Below are 15359 nucleotides of genomic sequence, written 5' to 3'. Positions count from 1 at the left end.
ATTGTGACGCTTTTAGATCAACCCATCAACTGATCCAATTTTGCTCAACCTGGAAACACACGACTTAACTCTAGGCACAAATCTCCAAGACCAGGAATGGTAACCGTTTCATTGGGCAACACCACCCGTTTGACCCGATAGCCGAAATTTCTTTGAGTATCTTGATAGGGCTGAGTATAGCACTCTAGTTGACCAGCCACCAGGTTAACAATCCAGTAATCCTGAACTTGGTTTTCTGAATATAAAGATAGCTTTACGGTCTGGTCATACTCCAGGGTTGAATCTGACACCTCAATAACCAGCAATATATCCTTTGGATAAGGGTGATTTGGCAAGTAGTCATCTGCCTGACCCCATGCGATCGCAACATCCGGTTCCGGTTCACTGTCGTTGGATAGGATGATTGGTTCCTGTCCCCTTACTACCCCACGGTCGCCTACTAGTCTGTCCAACTCTCGCCATAACTTAGTGTTGCAAACCGAGTGGGAGGTACCCTTCGCCACCATTTGTATTAACTCTCCCCGAATCAACTCCACCCGGTCATCTTCTGTTAGAAAACCATTATCAATCAAGCGATGATAGTCAGCTAGGCTAAAGCGCTTAGTTTTGATCAGGGTCATGATAACTTAACTTTAAAAACACAGCTTAATTGTATGAGGAGTTATTCTTTTCCAATTTATCAACCCATGCCTCTAGTGCCTTGATTTTTTCAGTCCAAGTTATGGTTTAACTCACCCCAATATCAATTAATTCAATATTCCCTATTTTATCATAAAATAGGCTTTAATTTTCAGCTTCTGGTAACCAATCCTGATCTAAGGCCAATCCAAGAGAATAGGGGCAAGCCTCTGGGAAAACCGAAACAGGCATTCCGGTTTGCTGGGCTGCCTTACGGCGAGCCCGCTGATAGCTTTGTTCCAGCTGCTGGGCTGGATAGCTCCTGAGACTGGGACTATCTTCAATAGCTAGCTCAATCTGAGTCCGAGCGTCAGTAATCGAATCCAGCCAGCTATCCGAGCGACGCTGATGCTGGTATTGCCACTTGAGCAAATGTAACAGCAGGCGAATCAATTGGCTAGTAATTCCCCGCCTTTCACTCTTGCCCAAGTCTTCAACCTCCTCAATCAGATTTTCTAAGTCAATCTCTTGCCAACGACCTTCTCGCAACAGCTGTGCTGTTTGTTGTGTCCAGGAATGAAAGTCTTTTGTGTATGATTTTTCCACAACTGTCTCTCCCTTTATATACCCAATTTATCTCTTAATTTATTAACTCTTGCCTCTTGCCTCTTGCCTCTTGCCTCTTGCCTCTTGCCTCTTACCTCTTGCCTCTTACCTCTTACCTCTTGCCTCTTGCCTCTTACCTCTTGCTAGCTTGCCTATTGCTAGCTTGCCTATTGCTAGCTTGCCTCTTGCCTCTTGCCTCTTGCCTCTTGCCTTTCCTTAATCCAATCTATTTTGATTTGGGTTTAATGCCATGACAAATAGTGCGATCGCTTTCATCGATTTCAGCATTGTGCTTGAGATAATCCCCTACCCAATTACAAGCCCGACCCAGAAGGTCATTGAAATCTAAACTTATATCCATATCCCACATAATCACATTGCCATTGGAGTCAGATGAAGCCAGGATTTTGCCATCGGGACTGAAACTGAGGCTAAAAACCCCATCATTATGTCCAATCAGAGTTTCAATTTCTTGCCCCTTCAAATTCCAGAGTTTAACCGTTTTGTCACCACTAGCCGAAGCAATCATCTTGCCATCTGGGCTGAAACTAACGCTAAACACCTTACCCTGATGCCCTTTGAGAGTTCGGATTTCTTTACCGTCTCTACTCCAAAGTTTAACCGTTTCGTCCTCACTACCAGAGACAAGCATCTGACTGTCGGGACTAAAACTGACACTCCAGATCACATCATCATGACCTTTGAGGATAGTAGGAGTTAAGCAAAAAGGCAAAAAATTTATGTTATGGTCTGATCCAACTGCTGGTTTTAAGTTTGCTGGTTTTAAGTTTGCTGGTTTTAATTCACCATTACATAAATTTTCGCGACTCCAAAGCTTAATAGTATTATCATCACTACCAGCAGCAATCATCAGACCATCGGGACTAAAATTAACACTTCTAATCGCAGCCCTAAGCTTTTTAAACCTTTGGGGTTCTGTTCCTTTAAAACTCCAAAGCTTAACAGCTTGATCCCAACTGCCAGATACAATCGTCTGACTGTCAGGGCTGAAACTAACGCTAAAGACTCCAGCCTTATGCCCCTGGAGTGTTTGGATTTTTTTACCATCCTTACTCCAAAGTCTAACCTTACTATCCCGGCTAGCCGTAGCAATAGTTTTGCCATCCGGGCTAAAACTCACACTAAACACTACATCTCTGTGGTTTTCTAGAACGTTTGGAGTCAAACAAAAATCCAGTAGATTGATAGTTTTACTAGACCTTATTTCCCCTAATCCTTGCTTGCTACAGGTATAATCTAAATGCCATAGTTTAGCAGTTTTATCTTCACTAGCACTAGCCAAAGTTTTGCCATCTGGGCTGAAACTAACACTCCAGACTAAACTCTTATGACCCTTGAAGGTGCGAGGTGTTTTGGCATCTAAGCGCCAGAGTTTAATGGTTTTATCTTCACTAGCACTAGCCAGAGTCTTGCCATCTGGACTAAAGCTAAGGTCATAAGCCCCAGCCTGATGCCCTCGGAAGGTTTGGAGTTCCGAGCCATCAAGGCTCCAGAGTTTAACGGTTTTATCCCGACTAGCAGAGGCGAGGGTTTTGCCATCCGGGCTGAACCTGACGCTTCTGACTCCAGCTAATTTCTTTGGAAAAGTCTTCAGTTTCCGACCATCAAGGCTCCAGAGTTTGATAGTCTTATCCTCACTAGCAGAAGCAATCATCTTGCCTTGGGGTGAGAAACTGACGCTATAAACCTCAGCCTTATGCCCCTTGAACGTTGCCATACTTCTGCCGTCCAGGTGCCAGAGTTTGATAGTATTGTTACTTCCAGCAGAAGCCAGAATTTTGCCATCCGGACTAAAGCTGATGCTGCGATATCCAGCCGCAATCCCCTCAAAAGTTTGGAGTTGCTTGCCATTGAGGCTCCACAGCTTGACAGTATTATCGTTACTAGCCGTAGCCAGCATCCTGCCGTCCGGACTAAAACTCACGCTCCGCACTCCACGCTGATGTCCTTTAAAGGTTTGGAGGTTTTTCCCGTCTAAGCTCCACAGTTTGACCGTCTTATCCTGACTAGCTGTAGCAATAGTCTTGCCATCTGGGCTGAAACTCACATTCCAAACGGTACCGTCATGTCCCTTCAAGGTTTGGAGTGCCTGACCGTTGCGGCTCCACAGTTTGACAGTATGGTCTTTACTAGCAGAAGCAATCAGATTACCGTCAGGGCTAAAACTAACACTAGTAACCCAACTGTTATGGCCTACCAAACGGTTGTATTCTCTAACCCAAGACACTGCTCCGTGCAATGCTGTCCTAACCAGACTCTCAGTTTCAGGTTTTACACTGCGTCTCTGTTTTTGCAGTTGCCGTGCAGCCCTGATTGCTTCGATCAGGGCATCAAATTCCTGATGTGATTTTCTCAGAGCCAGTGAATATCGACTCAGAGCATTAATGTGACCTTCGCTAACTGTTTCTGCTCGTTTCCATTGCATGAAAGCAACCAAGCCAAAGCCAACAGCTGCTGCAAATGCTGTACTCATCAAAGTAAGGGACAACCGTAAGATGACTAATCGACGCTTTTCCCGTTTTCTCAAAATCGATATGGCATCCCGACTTTTAGCAATATATTCCTTGTGTAAAGGTGTCGCAGTCGGCTGTTTATCATTGGTCTCGGCATCAAGCAACCATTGTTGGGCAATAGAAAATTCGCTGCCACGCAACAGCAAATCTGTATCTTGGTTAGACTGCTGCCATTCCCTAGCTCGCTGCAACCATTTGGTGTGACTGCGCACATGCTCTCGGTCAGTATCAAGGGTTCTGACCAATTCACTGAAATTGGGATAAAAATCTCCACCATGCCGGTTGAAATCAATCCACTGGATGCTAGCTAATCCAGGATGTAGCATTTTTGCTGGTACCTGTGTAGAAAGCACAGTCACAAACCGTTTATTTAATGTCTGAGCATAGTCTACCTCCCCAGCACAGTAGGGTGAATTTACCGAAGCAGGGGAAATAATAAATAAGAAATTATCAGACTGTTCAATTCCACGATAGATTTCCTCCTGAAAATCACTGCCCGGAGGAATACTTTCTTGGTCAAACCAAGTCGTTTTACCCTGTAACTGCAATGCCTCATTTAACTTCCTAGCCAAATCTGAATCAGTACGAGAATAAGAAATAAAAACGTCTAGATAAGATTCCGTTTGTTGATTCGTGCTAGCAGCAATAAATTCTTCATGTAATCCTAGTGGTGGATGTTCCAGGCGTTGCCGATTTACGTTCAGCCAGTTTTCGTAATAGTTTAAATTGTGACCCCGCAATAAAATGCTATAATTGCGGTTTTGGGTCAGCCATTTTAACGCTTTGACTAACAAAAGCTTATGCTCTTCGTAATAGAGAGCATCTTGATTTAATTCTTTTAATAATTGAGCAGCCATGAAGCGGTAGTTTGCTTCATGGTTAGACTTAGTAAAATCTAGGAATTGTAATGAGCTAATTTTTGGTGGTATTTGGTCGATATCCGTGTCTTGAATTAGTAGGGATATAATCCGTTTATTGTGAGCAAAAGCGTGTTCAAGCTCTTGGTGACAGTATTTTGATTGAATCGAATTGGGTGAAATTAAGTAAATGAGATTATCAGCTTCCTCGATTCCTTGGTTGATTGCCGCTTGGAAGTCTATACCGGTTTTAATATCCGTTTCAGGTTTCCAGATTGTAATTCCTTCCCGCATCAGGGTTTTGGCAATTTTATCCTTTATATCTTGATCTTTATCAGAATAAGAGATAAAGACTTGGGTCATTAAATTATTGGCATTTTTGGTGCTTTCACAAATAAACTCACAATGTAAATCCGTTGGCATACAAGGGGGCTGCTCTTTTTTAAACCGTACCTTTAACCAAGATTCAGCTTGAATTCGTTCTGATTGGATTAACAGGTGGTTAGTTTGTTGTTGATTTCTGTCCCACTCCAGAGCTTTAACTAAAAACCGAGTATGCTGTTCTACATAATCAGCATGCTTACGGATAGAATTAATTAATTGTTTAAAGGACGCTTCAAAATCATTGATTTCCTCTTGGAAATCGATCCAGTTCAGTTTACGAATAATTGTAGGAATTTTGTCACGAGGAGATTTAACATGGACTAAAGGAATAATGCGTTTATTGTATTTAATAGCTAGTTCAATTTCTTTGAGGCAGTATTTTGAATTAACGGCATGGGGGGAAATGATAAAAATGAAGTTATGAGTTCTCTCAATGCCATTATCAATCTGATGCTGCCAATCTACAGCAGGCGGAATGTCCTTCTGGTCAAACCAGACCGTTAAGCCAAATTGTGTTAATCTAGCTTCAAGTTTAGTAGCAAAGGCTTTGCTGTCAGCACGTCCGTAGGAGATAAAGGCATCGAAAAATGTAGTCATTTGTCCAGGGGTCTAAGTGAGGAGATATACTTAACACTACACTTGTAACACCCTGGATTTCGTAAATCGAGCAAGCTTGAAGAATTGTGAGAGCGATGCAGAGGTGCGCTTTGCATCAAGACAAGGAAATAAGGGCAACGGATGGGTAACGGATGGGTAACGGATGGGTAACGAATGGTTAACAGGTGAACAATGATCAGGATTTAGGTCTCACCTCTGGTGCTATGCCCATAGCCTCAATGCTCACCACAAGAAAGCCAGTCTGTCAAGCACGTAAATAATATTATAAATGATCTCATTTAGTATCCACTTTCTGAGACGGAGACGGGTTTTTTCCCTTATCCTCCGACTGCTCGGTTTCACCATAGAGTTCTGCTAGTGCATCATTCATCTCTTGCACCCAACCTACATTTTCGCTTTGGATGGTTCTCTCTGTACTGATCACCAATAACTCAAATTTCTCCGATTTTTCCTGGTCTGAGAGACCATGCCACCAAGTGCTTATATCGTACAAATCATCAGCTGCTTGGTTGTAGGCAATCAGCGTTGTCTCAACCCGTTTCAATTCCAGGAAACTAGAAAATGCCGCAGCTAAGGCTGTAGTGACCGCCACCGAGGTGTCTTGACCCAGCGCCACCAGAAATGAACCCACACCGCCCAAGATATATACCCCCCACTGGTAGCCATGCAATTGTATGTCAAGTTTCCTAGTTCGCTTTCGGTACCACTTAAACTGGTCTTCCACTCGCCAGACTAGGTAGTTTTCGGGAGTTAGGTCAGAAAAATTATCGTCTTGATGATGCTGTTGAGCTTCCTGACGTTTCTTGTCCTTGCTTAAGGATGAGCGTTTTCTTCGGGAAACTTCCCCCTCGTAGGGGCTAAAACTAGTGTGGTGAACTGTAGTTCCCTTTAGCCTTTGACTAATCACCTTGACCTTGCGTGCCAGCTTAGCATCCCGGGACGTGTTATCACTGTATTCCCCAACTTGGGCACGGTAACAGTAAATTTCCCGTTTAATTGCCTCGGCACTACCCCGTAACAGAATCCAATTGCCACCTTTGTCGAACTTAACTGCACCTGCTAGTAGTACACTTAGAGCAATGGGCACTAGTAGAAGAACGTAGTGAATCACTTTGACCGTCTGGTGTGACTCACCAAGGACGTCTACCAACTCTGAGTGGAGCACAGCTAGCAAAGTAGCCAACACACTCAATACCAGAATTCCTATCCGCAGCAGAAAGAAACGTTTCTGAGCCGCTGTAGCATTTTTGCTATAGGTACGCTGACGTTCCCAAGCACGTTTGAGGGTTGGGTTTGGCCCAGGGGAGTATGTAGGCTCAACTTCTGACGTCATGACAGTCTATGTGTAGTCTATGTACTTTTTACTGTGTACATTGACTGTCTCGTCAGTCCCTCCATGATGATTTTAGTCAAGTCACTGAATGGTTGTGAGAGGTCGTAACAGGTCAAATGATTTTGTTGCAAGTGATTTGGTTGTAATAGTTCCGTAACAGATTCTCGTGCTTCTTGTTCTGGATACCGTACTGCCATCGTAATTTCATCTGCCAACCGACCACTGCCCCCAAGAACTACCAATGGTCGTCCAGCTTTCTTGTTTTCAAATAAATCTAGCAAGGTAATCGCCCCACCGTTAGCTATTACTGTCACTGATGGCTTTTCGTCTGCCAGGGTAGTAGCTATACGAGCCAACCAGGGGGATTCATCACCCCAGGTAGATCCAGGAATCAGCACAAAATGAGTATGATTTGGCTCCAGTGATGCTTGACCAGAAGATGAGGGGGGTGCATCAGGAAGCGCAATCTTGCCCACTGGGGCAATACCTACTAAGGGAAAGGTGCCAGCAATCTCAGCACGAGCTTGCCCCATCATCTGCATCACCCCAGTATCGGTACCGCCATCCACCACACAGGCTCCAAGGGTTTCAGCAATAGGAGCTAGTACATTGACAAACAACAAGCGCAAACGAGCCATACTCTGATCACTCATCTTACTTGCCCCCCCGACTACCACTAAAACCGGACGGGAGCCGTGAAGACCGATTTGGTTCAGGGCAGCAGACAAGTCCACAGGATGATCCACTTGAATCGCACAAGCCGTTTGCCCATTCTTGAACGTGAGTTTGAGAGGCTGGTTATTTAAGAACTGCTTGAAGATGAGATGGTTTGGCTTGTATCCATCCTGGGACAAAGCACCGGACTTAGCTAAAACCCTCCTCTTGCGCAATCGGGGGGGAGCGATGCCTGCGCATCTAGCCATTAAGACCTTTTGGTGATCTGTTCGCTTTTGCTTTGTCTTGGCAGATAGAAACATTTAAAATCACCTATAGTGGTTTATAATATTCTATCTGCTAGATCATGCTGAGGGACATCAGCTGATCAGACATCTCGAAATTGGCGGTAACATTTTGTACATCCTCCAAGTCTTCCAGAGCATCCATTAATTTTAAAAGCGTCCGCGCCAGATCTGGGTCAGTCACTTCCACCGTATTACTAGGAATCCAGCGCAACTGCGCCTCACTGACCTCAAAGCCCTGATTTTTCAAGATTTGACTCAGGTTTTCCAGGTTGCTAACTTCTGTAAATACCTCAGCCGTTACACCTTCAGAATCTTCGTTCAACTCATAAGTTTGAGCTCCCCCTTCAAGGGATGCTTCAAACAAATGGTCCTCTGTGATATCACCCGTAAGCGTAACGACACCCTTTTGCTCAAACATCCAGCTAACGCAGCCTGTTTCACCCAGATTACCACCATTCTTAGTGAATACTGAACGCAGGTCAGCTGCTGTCCGATTCCGATTATCAGTAAAAGCTTCTATCAAGATAGCAACGCCTCCTGGACCATAACCCTCATAGCGAATCTCTTCAAGATTGTCACTCTCATTGCCTAGGGTACCGGCTCCTTTTGCGATCGCTCTTTCAATGTTCTCATTGGGAATCCCTGCTGCCTTAGCCTTTTCCACCGCTTGCCGCAGCTGAAAATTACCCTCCGGATCCGGGATGCCATTGCGAGCAGCTACTATAATCTCCCGAGATATTTTAGCAAAGGTCTTACCTTTAACTGCGTCCACCCTCGCTTTCTGACGCTTAATATTTGCCCATTTACTATGTCCTGCCATAACGGTTAAGTTAATTACTACCCAAGTTACAAAATACCTCCACTTCTTGGTTTAAGCATATAACCTACCCAAGTCATCTCCTAAAATAGACTATTCTCTCTCCTAGGATAGCTACCAACTGAAGGAAAGAAAGTCCATGGTAAATGCTATATCCTAAATGGTTTTTGGTCAAGGGATTAGCCCTTTGGAGATTAGGGGTAGCATTACTTGCACTGTAGTTTGTTCTCCTAGTGTACTATCTATTCTTAATTTACCACCGTGTAACTCAGCTAGACGTTTAGCAATCAGCAGCCCCAACCCTGAGCCTTGTTGTTCGTAAAAGTTACCTTTACATTGTAAGTCAGCTTTCAATTCGGCCATTTCAGCTTCAGATATCCCTTGCCCCTTGTCGTGGACTGACAAGATCAAGGTATTATTTTCTGAATAGCTATTTCCCCAAACAGGTGTTCCCTCTTGTGATAATTTAAAGGCATTATTAATTAACTCTTCCAACATTTTATTAAGTCGGTTTGGCGACCTAGCAATAGTAGCCTCTTCCCAATCTAATTGCAAATCCGCAACCCGTCCTGTTTTTTGAGCAATATTCTGAATCAAATTAGCCAGAACCGGATTAGGTAATTTACTGGTAGTCTTTCGCAGATTTTATTATTTTTTGGAATCTGTAGCGTTCATTTCAAGCTCTGCATAAAGTCAAAAGTTCTGAATTAACCTTAATAACCGTTCAGCAGACTGATGGATATCTTCTGCCATAGTCTTAATTTGATATCGTTCCAAACTCTACCATTTCTCCATGATTAGTTTGGAAATATCCAGAATCCGATTTAGGGGTTTATCCATTTCATAGAGCAAAGACAGTTTAATATGGCTGCGCAAATCATCCAGTTTTTTATCTTTTTGCAACTCAAGGGCAGCTTGCTTTTACAATCGAGTAGTAATTGCTCCTAGTAGTTCTACTCTAGTAAATGGCTTGGTCAGATAATCATCTGCTCCTAATTCCATTCCTTGGCGCTGATCAGTTTTTTCAGCTCTAGCTGTGAGAAACATAAAAGGAATGGTTGCCGTAGCAGGATGTTTGCGCAACGCATGCAATACCTTATAGCCATCAATTTTTGGCATTATAACATCTTAAATAATAAATTTAGCGTTTATAATGGTCTAACTCGATACTAATCCGACCATTCCTACCAGCAATCTCCTCAAAATATTTAGCTTCCAGTAACTCCAGTATATTTTCTCGTACTGAAGGTTCATCTTCAATTAACATAATTTTTGTTCTTACCATTTTTTTGCGCTTTGTGAAACTAATCTAATTGACTTGAGGTAGTGGGAAGCCAATACCGCTATTGAGTAAACGTTTAAATTCCGACGCTGGTAAAGCCCTACTAATCAAATGACCCTGAACTCGATCACATTTATGAGAATAAATAAAATCCAATTCTTCTTGAGTTTCTACTCCTTCAGCAATCAGTTGTAGATTTAAACTTTTTGCCATTTGTATAATAGCCTTAGTAATAGCAGCCTGGTTAGGTTTCTGCACAATATTACGGACAAAGCACTGATCAATTTTGAGAACGTCAAAGGGAAATTGTTGTAAATAGCTTAATGAAGAATATCCGGTACCAAAATCATCAATTGCAATTTCTAAGCCTAGGTTTTTTAGATCATTTAACTGACGAATAGCCGTCTCAGTGTTTTTTACTAGTATACTTTCAGTTAGTTCTAGTTCTAGAGTTCGATAGGTTAACTCAGTTGACTGCAAAATCTTGACTAAATTATGGTAAAATTCCGGTTTATTAAATTGACGACCTGATATATTTACTGCTATACGAAAAGAGGTATATCCATCATTTTGCCAGACTTTAGCTTGCTGACAAGCCTGCTGTAATATCCATTCTCCAATGGATAGAATTAGACCCGTTTCTTCCGCAATCGGAATAAATTTTGCTGGTGGAATCAAACCAAGTTCTGGATGATGCCAACGTAATAGAGCTTCAGCACCAACAATTTTTCCTGTCTCGAGACTGATTTGGGGTTGATAGTAAACCTGGAATTCTTCCCGTTCCAAAGCATAGCGTAAGCTACTCTGCAAGGTAAGATGATTTGAAGAATTGACATTCAAGGCACTGGTGTAAAACTGATATTGATCACCACCGTGACGCTTTGCCTGAAGCATCGCCTGGTTGGCATGATTGAGTAATTGTTCAACGTCTTCACCATCACGGGGATAAATTGCAATACCAATACTGGCGGTTATAAAAACTTCTTGATCATCCAGAACGATGGTTTGATAGAGGCTCTCAAGAATGCTTTTGACAACATTTATGACATCTTTTTTGTGTTGAGCTGTGGCTATAATAACGGCAAATTTATCGCCATTTAAACGAGCAACTGTACCCTGAATATCCACACAATTAGTGAGGCTTTCAGCCACAAATTTTAGTAAGTAATCTCCCCAAAAATGACCCAGATTATTGTTAACTTGATTAAACCGATCTAAACCCAAACACAGAAAGGTAACCAGTTTTTGATTATCGTCGATGTGTTGTTTTACTTGCTTAAACCGTTCTCGCAACGACAGGCGATTAGGTAGGTTTGTCAAGCTGTCATGGTGGATCAAGTAATTGAGTTTATTTTTAGCTTCCTGAAGTTCAGTATTGTAATGCTTATGAACAGCAGCTTTTTTTTTGAGTCTACTGGCAATTGACCCTAGGAGCTCTGCTCTGGTAAAGGGTTTGGTAATATAGTCGTCTGCCCCTAGTTCCATACCCTGACGAAAATCATTTTTAGCCGCCTTTGCGGTTAAAAAAATAAAGGGAACTGTTGCCATCATTGAGTCTTGACGCAGGGATGTTAAGACACTGTAACCGTCCATTTCCGGCATCATGACATCACAGATAATTAAATCTGGGATAGTTCCTTTAGCTAAATTAACACCAACACGACCATTTTCTGCTCCAATGACATCAAACCCTTCAGCGTCCAGGAGTTCTATAATGTTTTCCCGGACAAACTCTTCATCTTCAATAACTAATATTTTTCTCATCATTAATTTGATAGCACGTAATATATTGGCAGGGTTACAGTAAACGTTGTACCGACAGTTACCTCACTTTCTAGATCAATTTGACCTTGGTAGATATCGAGACACTTTTTGACAATTGCCAGTCCTAAGCCAGTGCCGGTAATTGTACCGACATTCGTACCTCGATAGAAGGTCTCAAAGAGTAGTCCTTGGTCTTCTTCAGGAATACCAATACCTTGATCGCTGATTTTAAAGATAGCCTGATTGGCAGAGCAAGTGAGTTTAATCTCAACCGTGCTACCTTTGGGAGAATACTTCAGTGCATTACTCAGCAAATTCTCCAAAATTTGCCTAAGCAATTTTTCATCCATATACGGTCGGGCGGATGAGAACGAACTAGCCGCATTATTTCTTCCATGATTACTACCTAATTTATTTTCAAACTTTTCTAAGCTATAAGTAAATTTTATTGTGTGATAATTTCGGTCATTAAGCTGGATTTGATAAATTAAATCGGTGCAAAAACTTTCCAAGTCTATCGGGGTTAATTTTAACTCTATTTTACCAGATTCTACCTTGCCAATCAGCAATATATCATTCAAAAGTCTGGTCATATGTTGAACCATGTTTTGAATGCGATGTAGGTGATTATTTATTTTATATTCTGACCATTTTGTTCCGTAATGTTCCAGTAACTCTGCTGATGAATAAATCGTGGTTAGAGGGGTACGAAATTCGTGAGATGTCATGGTAATAAACCGGGATTTTAGCTCCCCAAGTTGTTTCTCTTTAGCCAGTGCATTTATAATTTCTACTTCCGTTTCTTTCCGTTTAGTGATATCTCTATCAACCCCTCGATAACCACAAAACTTGCCAATACGATCAAAAATTGGTACACCACTGGTTTCCAGAACCACTAACTGACGATTTTTGTGAATTCTGGTATTTTCCAAGTTGCTAAAGGGGTGTTTTAAAACGGTAAAGGAAGCCAAAATTTCCATCACACGTTTTGCCTCTTCCTGTGACATTAAGTCAAAGGGAGTTTTGCCAACTACTTCTGATGGTTCATAACCGAGTAAGTCCCAGACTTTGGGACTAGCGTAGGTATAGACAGCATTTTCATCCATCTCCCACATCCAATTGCTACTAATTTCTACAACATTACGAAACCGCTCTTCACTCTGCCGCAACTGCTCTTCTGCCTTCTGGCGCTCAATAATCTCCCCCTTGAGTGCTTGGTTCGCTTTCCTCAGAGCAGCGGTACGTTGTTGAACTCTGACTTCCAAAGCATCATTGACTTGTGCTAGGGTGAGTCGTGCTTCAATACGCTCAGTGATATCCTGGACAATAACAGCAACTTCATCTAACCCACTTTTAACAATACGAGCCTCAAAGTAGCGGAGTTTACCATCTTGTCTGATTGGGGACTCAATAACTTGGATCTCATCACTTTCTAGGGCTATTTCCACATGCTCCCAAATTAATCCTGCTACCTCAGTGGGTAAACAGTTATGTAAATGTTTCCCAATACAGTTATTGGTGAGAAACAGCACAGGGTTTTCAATGGCCGCTTTCCAATCCAAGTAAAAGCCATCCCGATTGACACGAAAGATTACATCTGGTATCGCTTCTAAGAGGGCTCGGTTTCTAGCCTCGCTTACTTTTAGTGCAGACTCTTTTTGTTTAAGTTCTTGGCTTTGTTTTTGATAGAGTTGCTCAAGTTCTTGGTGGGTTAGGGCAATGGCAAAATGATCGGCGATCCCTCGGATAAAGGCAATTTCTTGGACTGTCCATTCTCGTTCGTGATCGCACTGATACAAGGTGATACTACCTAGACAAGACTGCCCATGCAGCAGTGGCACCATCATGATGGTACGGAGGTCACATGGATAGGTTAATTCCTTCAGTTCTGGTGGGAGTTTTCCCTGGGATTCAGGAATAATCAACGGTTTGCCCTGAGCTAGCCAGGAGTGATAACTCTGAAAGAGGTGGCGAAATACCTCGATCAGACATGGCTCGCCTGTACTCTCCACTGATTGGGTAATGGGAAAGCTAACTTGATGAGTTGCCATAGCTGGAGGGTGGTGAGTGGGAAACATTAAACAGCCACTCACTTGCAAGATTTGATGTAATTGATTAGCTATGGTGGGTAGCAATTCATTGAGGACTAACGTCCCCCTTGTAACCTGGGCAATCTGGTTAATCATTTCCGCTTGGACTTTCAAGAGGTGATAGTCCACTCTTTGATGTCCAGTGCTCGATTCCATGGGTGTATGCTCAGGTAACATAACCAATAAAATTAGCTAAGATCGGAACTGTCTAGCCTAGACTGGACATAGATTCAACCGCCATCAACTCCACGCTGTACGATAATTTTCAGCCCATCCCCACCAATCCCGGGGATTTGAGGTCAGTTGTCCATTGTCAGTTGTTTTGCACCTACTAGCTTTTAGCTATGGGCTAAGTGCTAATTACATGCATGCAACTGACCATTGACCACTGACCATTGCAAGGCGTCGATTCATGCCCATACCAAGAAAATAGGGGCAACACTCGCCGCCCAACCTTAGGTGATGGTAAGATGTTATACCACCACTAGATGCCTAAATTGTTGCACAGTCTTAATTTCTAGCCCTCGTGGAAACTACGGTGTCTTAGCTAGTTTGTCTATCTTGACACCTGTAAATTCACGAACAGTTAGTGTATCATTGGTCTTTGGTGATTAGTTATGGGTCATTAGCGTCCCTCAGCTAAATTAGCCCTAGGTCTTACCCGTTCGCGCCACTGTCGCCCCTTGGGCGAAGGGAAGTGTGAGATGATGAGTCAAAGGAGACTATGGCTGTAGACTATTGACAAAAAAACCTTCGTATGTTATGGAAGCTTATACCCTTCAATTAAACCGGATGACATCTTCTGTCTTACTCAGGTGAGAGGTATCTCCATTCAGTTCCATCACCCACTGTTTTTCTTGGCGCACTAGTTTAACTAAACAGCACAAGGATGCTTTAATGTCTTGTGTGGCACCGACTAGTCCCTGAGTGGTTCCAACTACTGATGGTCCGTGACCAACCAGTAGTAAGTCTTCTGAAAATTGAGCGGTGATACGTTGTGCAGTTTCACCTGTTCGTTTCAGTAAAGCAACACTTGTTTCTGGATATTCAGGGATTACACAGGAAGTATAACTGGTGTCAATTCGCTGAAACTGCTTGTGCAATACTTCATTAGGCAGTCTTTCTGGTTCAGTTGCCATCCACTCAGGATTGAGCCATTCACTTAAACCCAACTCTAGCTTAATGGGTAAATCCAGAATTTCTGCGACTTGGTTAGCCGTTTGGACAGTTCGTAAAAACGGTGAGGCGAATATATGCCGAATTCCTTTTCCTACAAGGCGTTGACCCAGTTGCGCTGCTTGCAGTTCACCATCTATTGAAAGGGGTGGATCATAGGGTCGCTCTGCCTTGTTGAACCATTCGGGGTTAACAAAGTCAAGGCGGTTTCCGTGTCTGGCAATCCAAACAGTTTGGGTCATGTTACCTTACACCCTCTTCGGGAATTTAGTTAAGTTATGTTAATTTTATGAAAATGATTTAACTGGAATCCCACAA

The 15359-nt window shown here is 42.7% G+C and carries 13 protein-coding genes; 1 reads left to right on the top strand and 12 read right to left on the bottom strand.

Annotated elements, in window-relative coordinates:
• Positions 1–44: 44 nt before the first annotated feature.
• Positions 45–620 (bottom strand): Uma2 family endonuclease, encoded by a 576-nt coding sequence (locus F6K64_RS04150; RefSeq protein WP_008189558.1) that lies wholly within the window; start codon positions 618–620, stop codon positions 45–47.
• 163 nt (positions 621–783) lie between these two features.
• The gene (locus F6K64_RS04145) at positions 784–1224 is read right to left on the bottom strand and encodes a DUF29 domain-containing protein (protein WP_287251026.1); all 441 of its coding nucleotides are present in this window, start codon (positions 1222–1224) and stop codon (positions 784–786) included.
• A 49-nt stretch (positions 1225–1273) separates the two neighbouring features.
• Between F6K64_RS04145 and F6K64_RS04140 the strand changes: the two genes are divergently transcribed.
• Positions 1274–1444, top strand: coding sequence for a hypothetical protein (locus tag F6K64_RS04140; RefSeq protein ID WP_287251024.1), 171 nt, complete (start codon positions 1274–1276; stop codon positions 1442–1444).
• 6 nt (positions 1445–1450) lie between these two features.
• Here F6K64_RS04140 and F6K64_RS04135 read toward each other — a convergent pair whose 3' ends face one another.
• The 10 genes from F6K64_RS04135 to F6K64_RS04090 all read right to left on the bottom strand — a co-directional run bounded on the left by F6K64_RS04135 (position 1451) and on the right by F6K64_RS04090 (position 15283).
• The gene (locus tag F6K64_RS04135; protein WP_287264907.1) at positions 1451–5596 is read right to left on the bottom strand and encodes a TIR domain-containing protein; all 4146 of its coding nucleotides are present in this window, start codon (positions 5594–5596) and stop codon (positions 1451–1453) included.
• Positions 5597–5891: 295 nt separating this feature from the next.
• Positions 5892–6950, bottom strand: coding sequence for a DUF4231 domain-containing protein (locus F6K64_RS04130; RefSeq protein ID WP_287264906.1), 1059 nt, complete (start codon positions 6948–6950; stop codon positions 5892–5894).
• A gap of 17 nt (positions 6951–6967) precedes the next feature.
• Positions 6968–7873 carry a TRP family putative cation channel gene (locus tag F6K64_RS04125; protein ID WP_287264904.1) on the bottom strand — a complete coding sequence of 302 codons (906 nt, stop codon included), beginning with the start codon at positions 7871–7873 and terminating at the stop codon, positions 6968–6970.
• Between the two features lie 91 nt (positions 7874–7964).
• On the bottom strand, positions 7965–8732 hold the full coding sequence (locus F6K64_RS04120; RefSeq protein WP_287252340.1) for a YebC/PmpR family DNA-binding transcriptional regulator: 768 nt from the start codon (positions 8730–8732) through the stop codon (positions 7965–7967).
• 168 nt (positions 8733–8900) lie between these two features.
• Entirely contained in the window at positions 8901–9326 is a 426-nt protein-coding gene (locus F6K64_RS04115) for a sensor histidine kinase (protein WP_287252338.1), read from the bottom strand.
• 324 nt (positions 9327–9650) lie between these two features.
• Positions 9651–9848 carry a response regulator gene (locus tag F6K64_RS04110; RefSeq protein WP_008189532.1) on the bottom strand — a complete coding sequence of 66 codons (198 nt, stop codon included), beginning with the start codon at positions 9846–9848 and terminating at the stop codon, positions 9651–9653.
• 22 nt (positions 9849–9870) lie between these two features.
• Positions 9871–9996, bottom strand: coding sequence for a hypothetical protein (locus F6K64_RS04105; RefSeq protein ID WP_008189529.1), 126 nt, complete (start codon positions 9994–9996; stop codon positions 9871–9873).
• 42 nt (positions 9997–10038) lie between these two features.
• Complete coding sequence (locus F6K64_RS04100) at positions 10039–11778, bottom strand: EAL domain-containing response regulator (protein ID WP_353736731.1); 1740 nt, start codon at positions 11776–11778, stop codon at positions 10039–10041.
• Entirely contained in the window at positions 11778–14021 is a 2244-nt protein-coding gene (locus F6K64_RS04095) for a sensor histidine kinase (protein WP_161603199.1), read from the bottom strand. Before F6K64_RS04095 ends, F6K64_RS04100 begins: the two co-directional genes overlap by 1 nt.
• 623 nt (positions 14022–14644) lie before the next feature.
• The gene (locus F6K64_RS04090; RefSeq protein ID WP_008189522.1) at positions 14645–15283 is read right to left on the bottom strand and encodes a histidine phosphatase family protein; all 639 of its coding nucleotides are present in this window, start codon (positions 15281–15283) and stop codon (positions 14645–14647) included.
• Positions 15284–15359: the final 76 nt, after the last annotated feature.

Source organism: Moorena sp. SIO3A2, from assembly GCF_010672265.1.
Lineage (GTDB): Bacteria > Cyanobacteriota > Cyanobacteriia > Cyanobacteriales > Coleofasciculaceae > Moorena > Moorena producens.
This window is presented reverse-complemented; position numbering and strand designations above follow the sequence as displayed.

Excerpts from the sequence above, each read along its gene's own strand:
- F6K64_RS04150 (WP_008189558.1), bottom strand. The coding sequence starts at position 620 with ATGACCCTGATCAAAACTAAGCGCTTTAGCCTAGCTGACTATCATCGC.
- F6K64_RS04135 (WP_287264907.1), bottom strand. The coding sequence starts at position 5,596 with ATGACTACATTTTTCGATGCCTTTATCTCCTACGGACGTGCTGACAGC.
- F6K64_RS04130 (WP_287264906.1), bottom strand. The coding sequence starts at position 6,950 with ATGACGTCAGAAGTTGAGCCTACATACTCCCCTGGGCCAAACCCAACC.
- F6K64_RS04125 (WP_287264904.1), bottom strand. The coding sequence starts at position 7,873 with ATGGCTAGATGCGCAGGCATCGCTCCCCCCCGATTGCGCAAGAGGAGG.
- F6K64_RS04120 (WP_287252340.1), bottom strand. The coding sequence starts at position 8,732 with ATGGCAGGACATAGTAAATGGGCAAATATTAAGCGTCAGAAAGCGAGG.
- F6K64_RS04110 (WP_008189532.1), bottom strand. The coding sequence starts at position 9,848 with ATGCCAAAAATTGATGGCTATAAGGTATTGCATGCGTTGCGCAAACAT.
- F6K64_RS04105 (WP_008189529.1), bottom strand. The coding sequence starts at position 9,996 with ATGTTAATTGAAGATGAACCTTCAGTACGAGAAAATATACTGGAGTTA.
- F6K64_RS04100 (WP_353736731.1), bottom strand. The coding sequence starts at position 11,778 with ATGATGAGAAAAATATTAGTTATTGAAGATGAAGAGTTTGTCCGGGAA.
- F6K64_RS04095 (WP_161603199.1), bottom strand. The coding sequence starts at position 14,021 with ATGGAATCGAGCACTGGACATCAAAGAGTGGACTATCACCTCTTGAAA.
- F6K64_RS04090 (WP_008189522.1), bottom strand. The coding sequence starts at position 15,283 with ATGACCCAAACTGTTTGGATTGCCAGACACGGAAACCGCCTTGACTTT.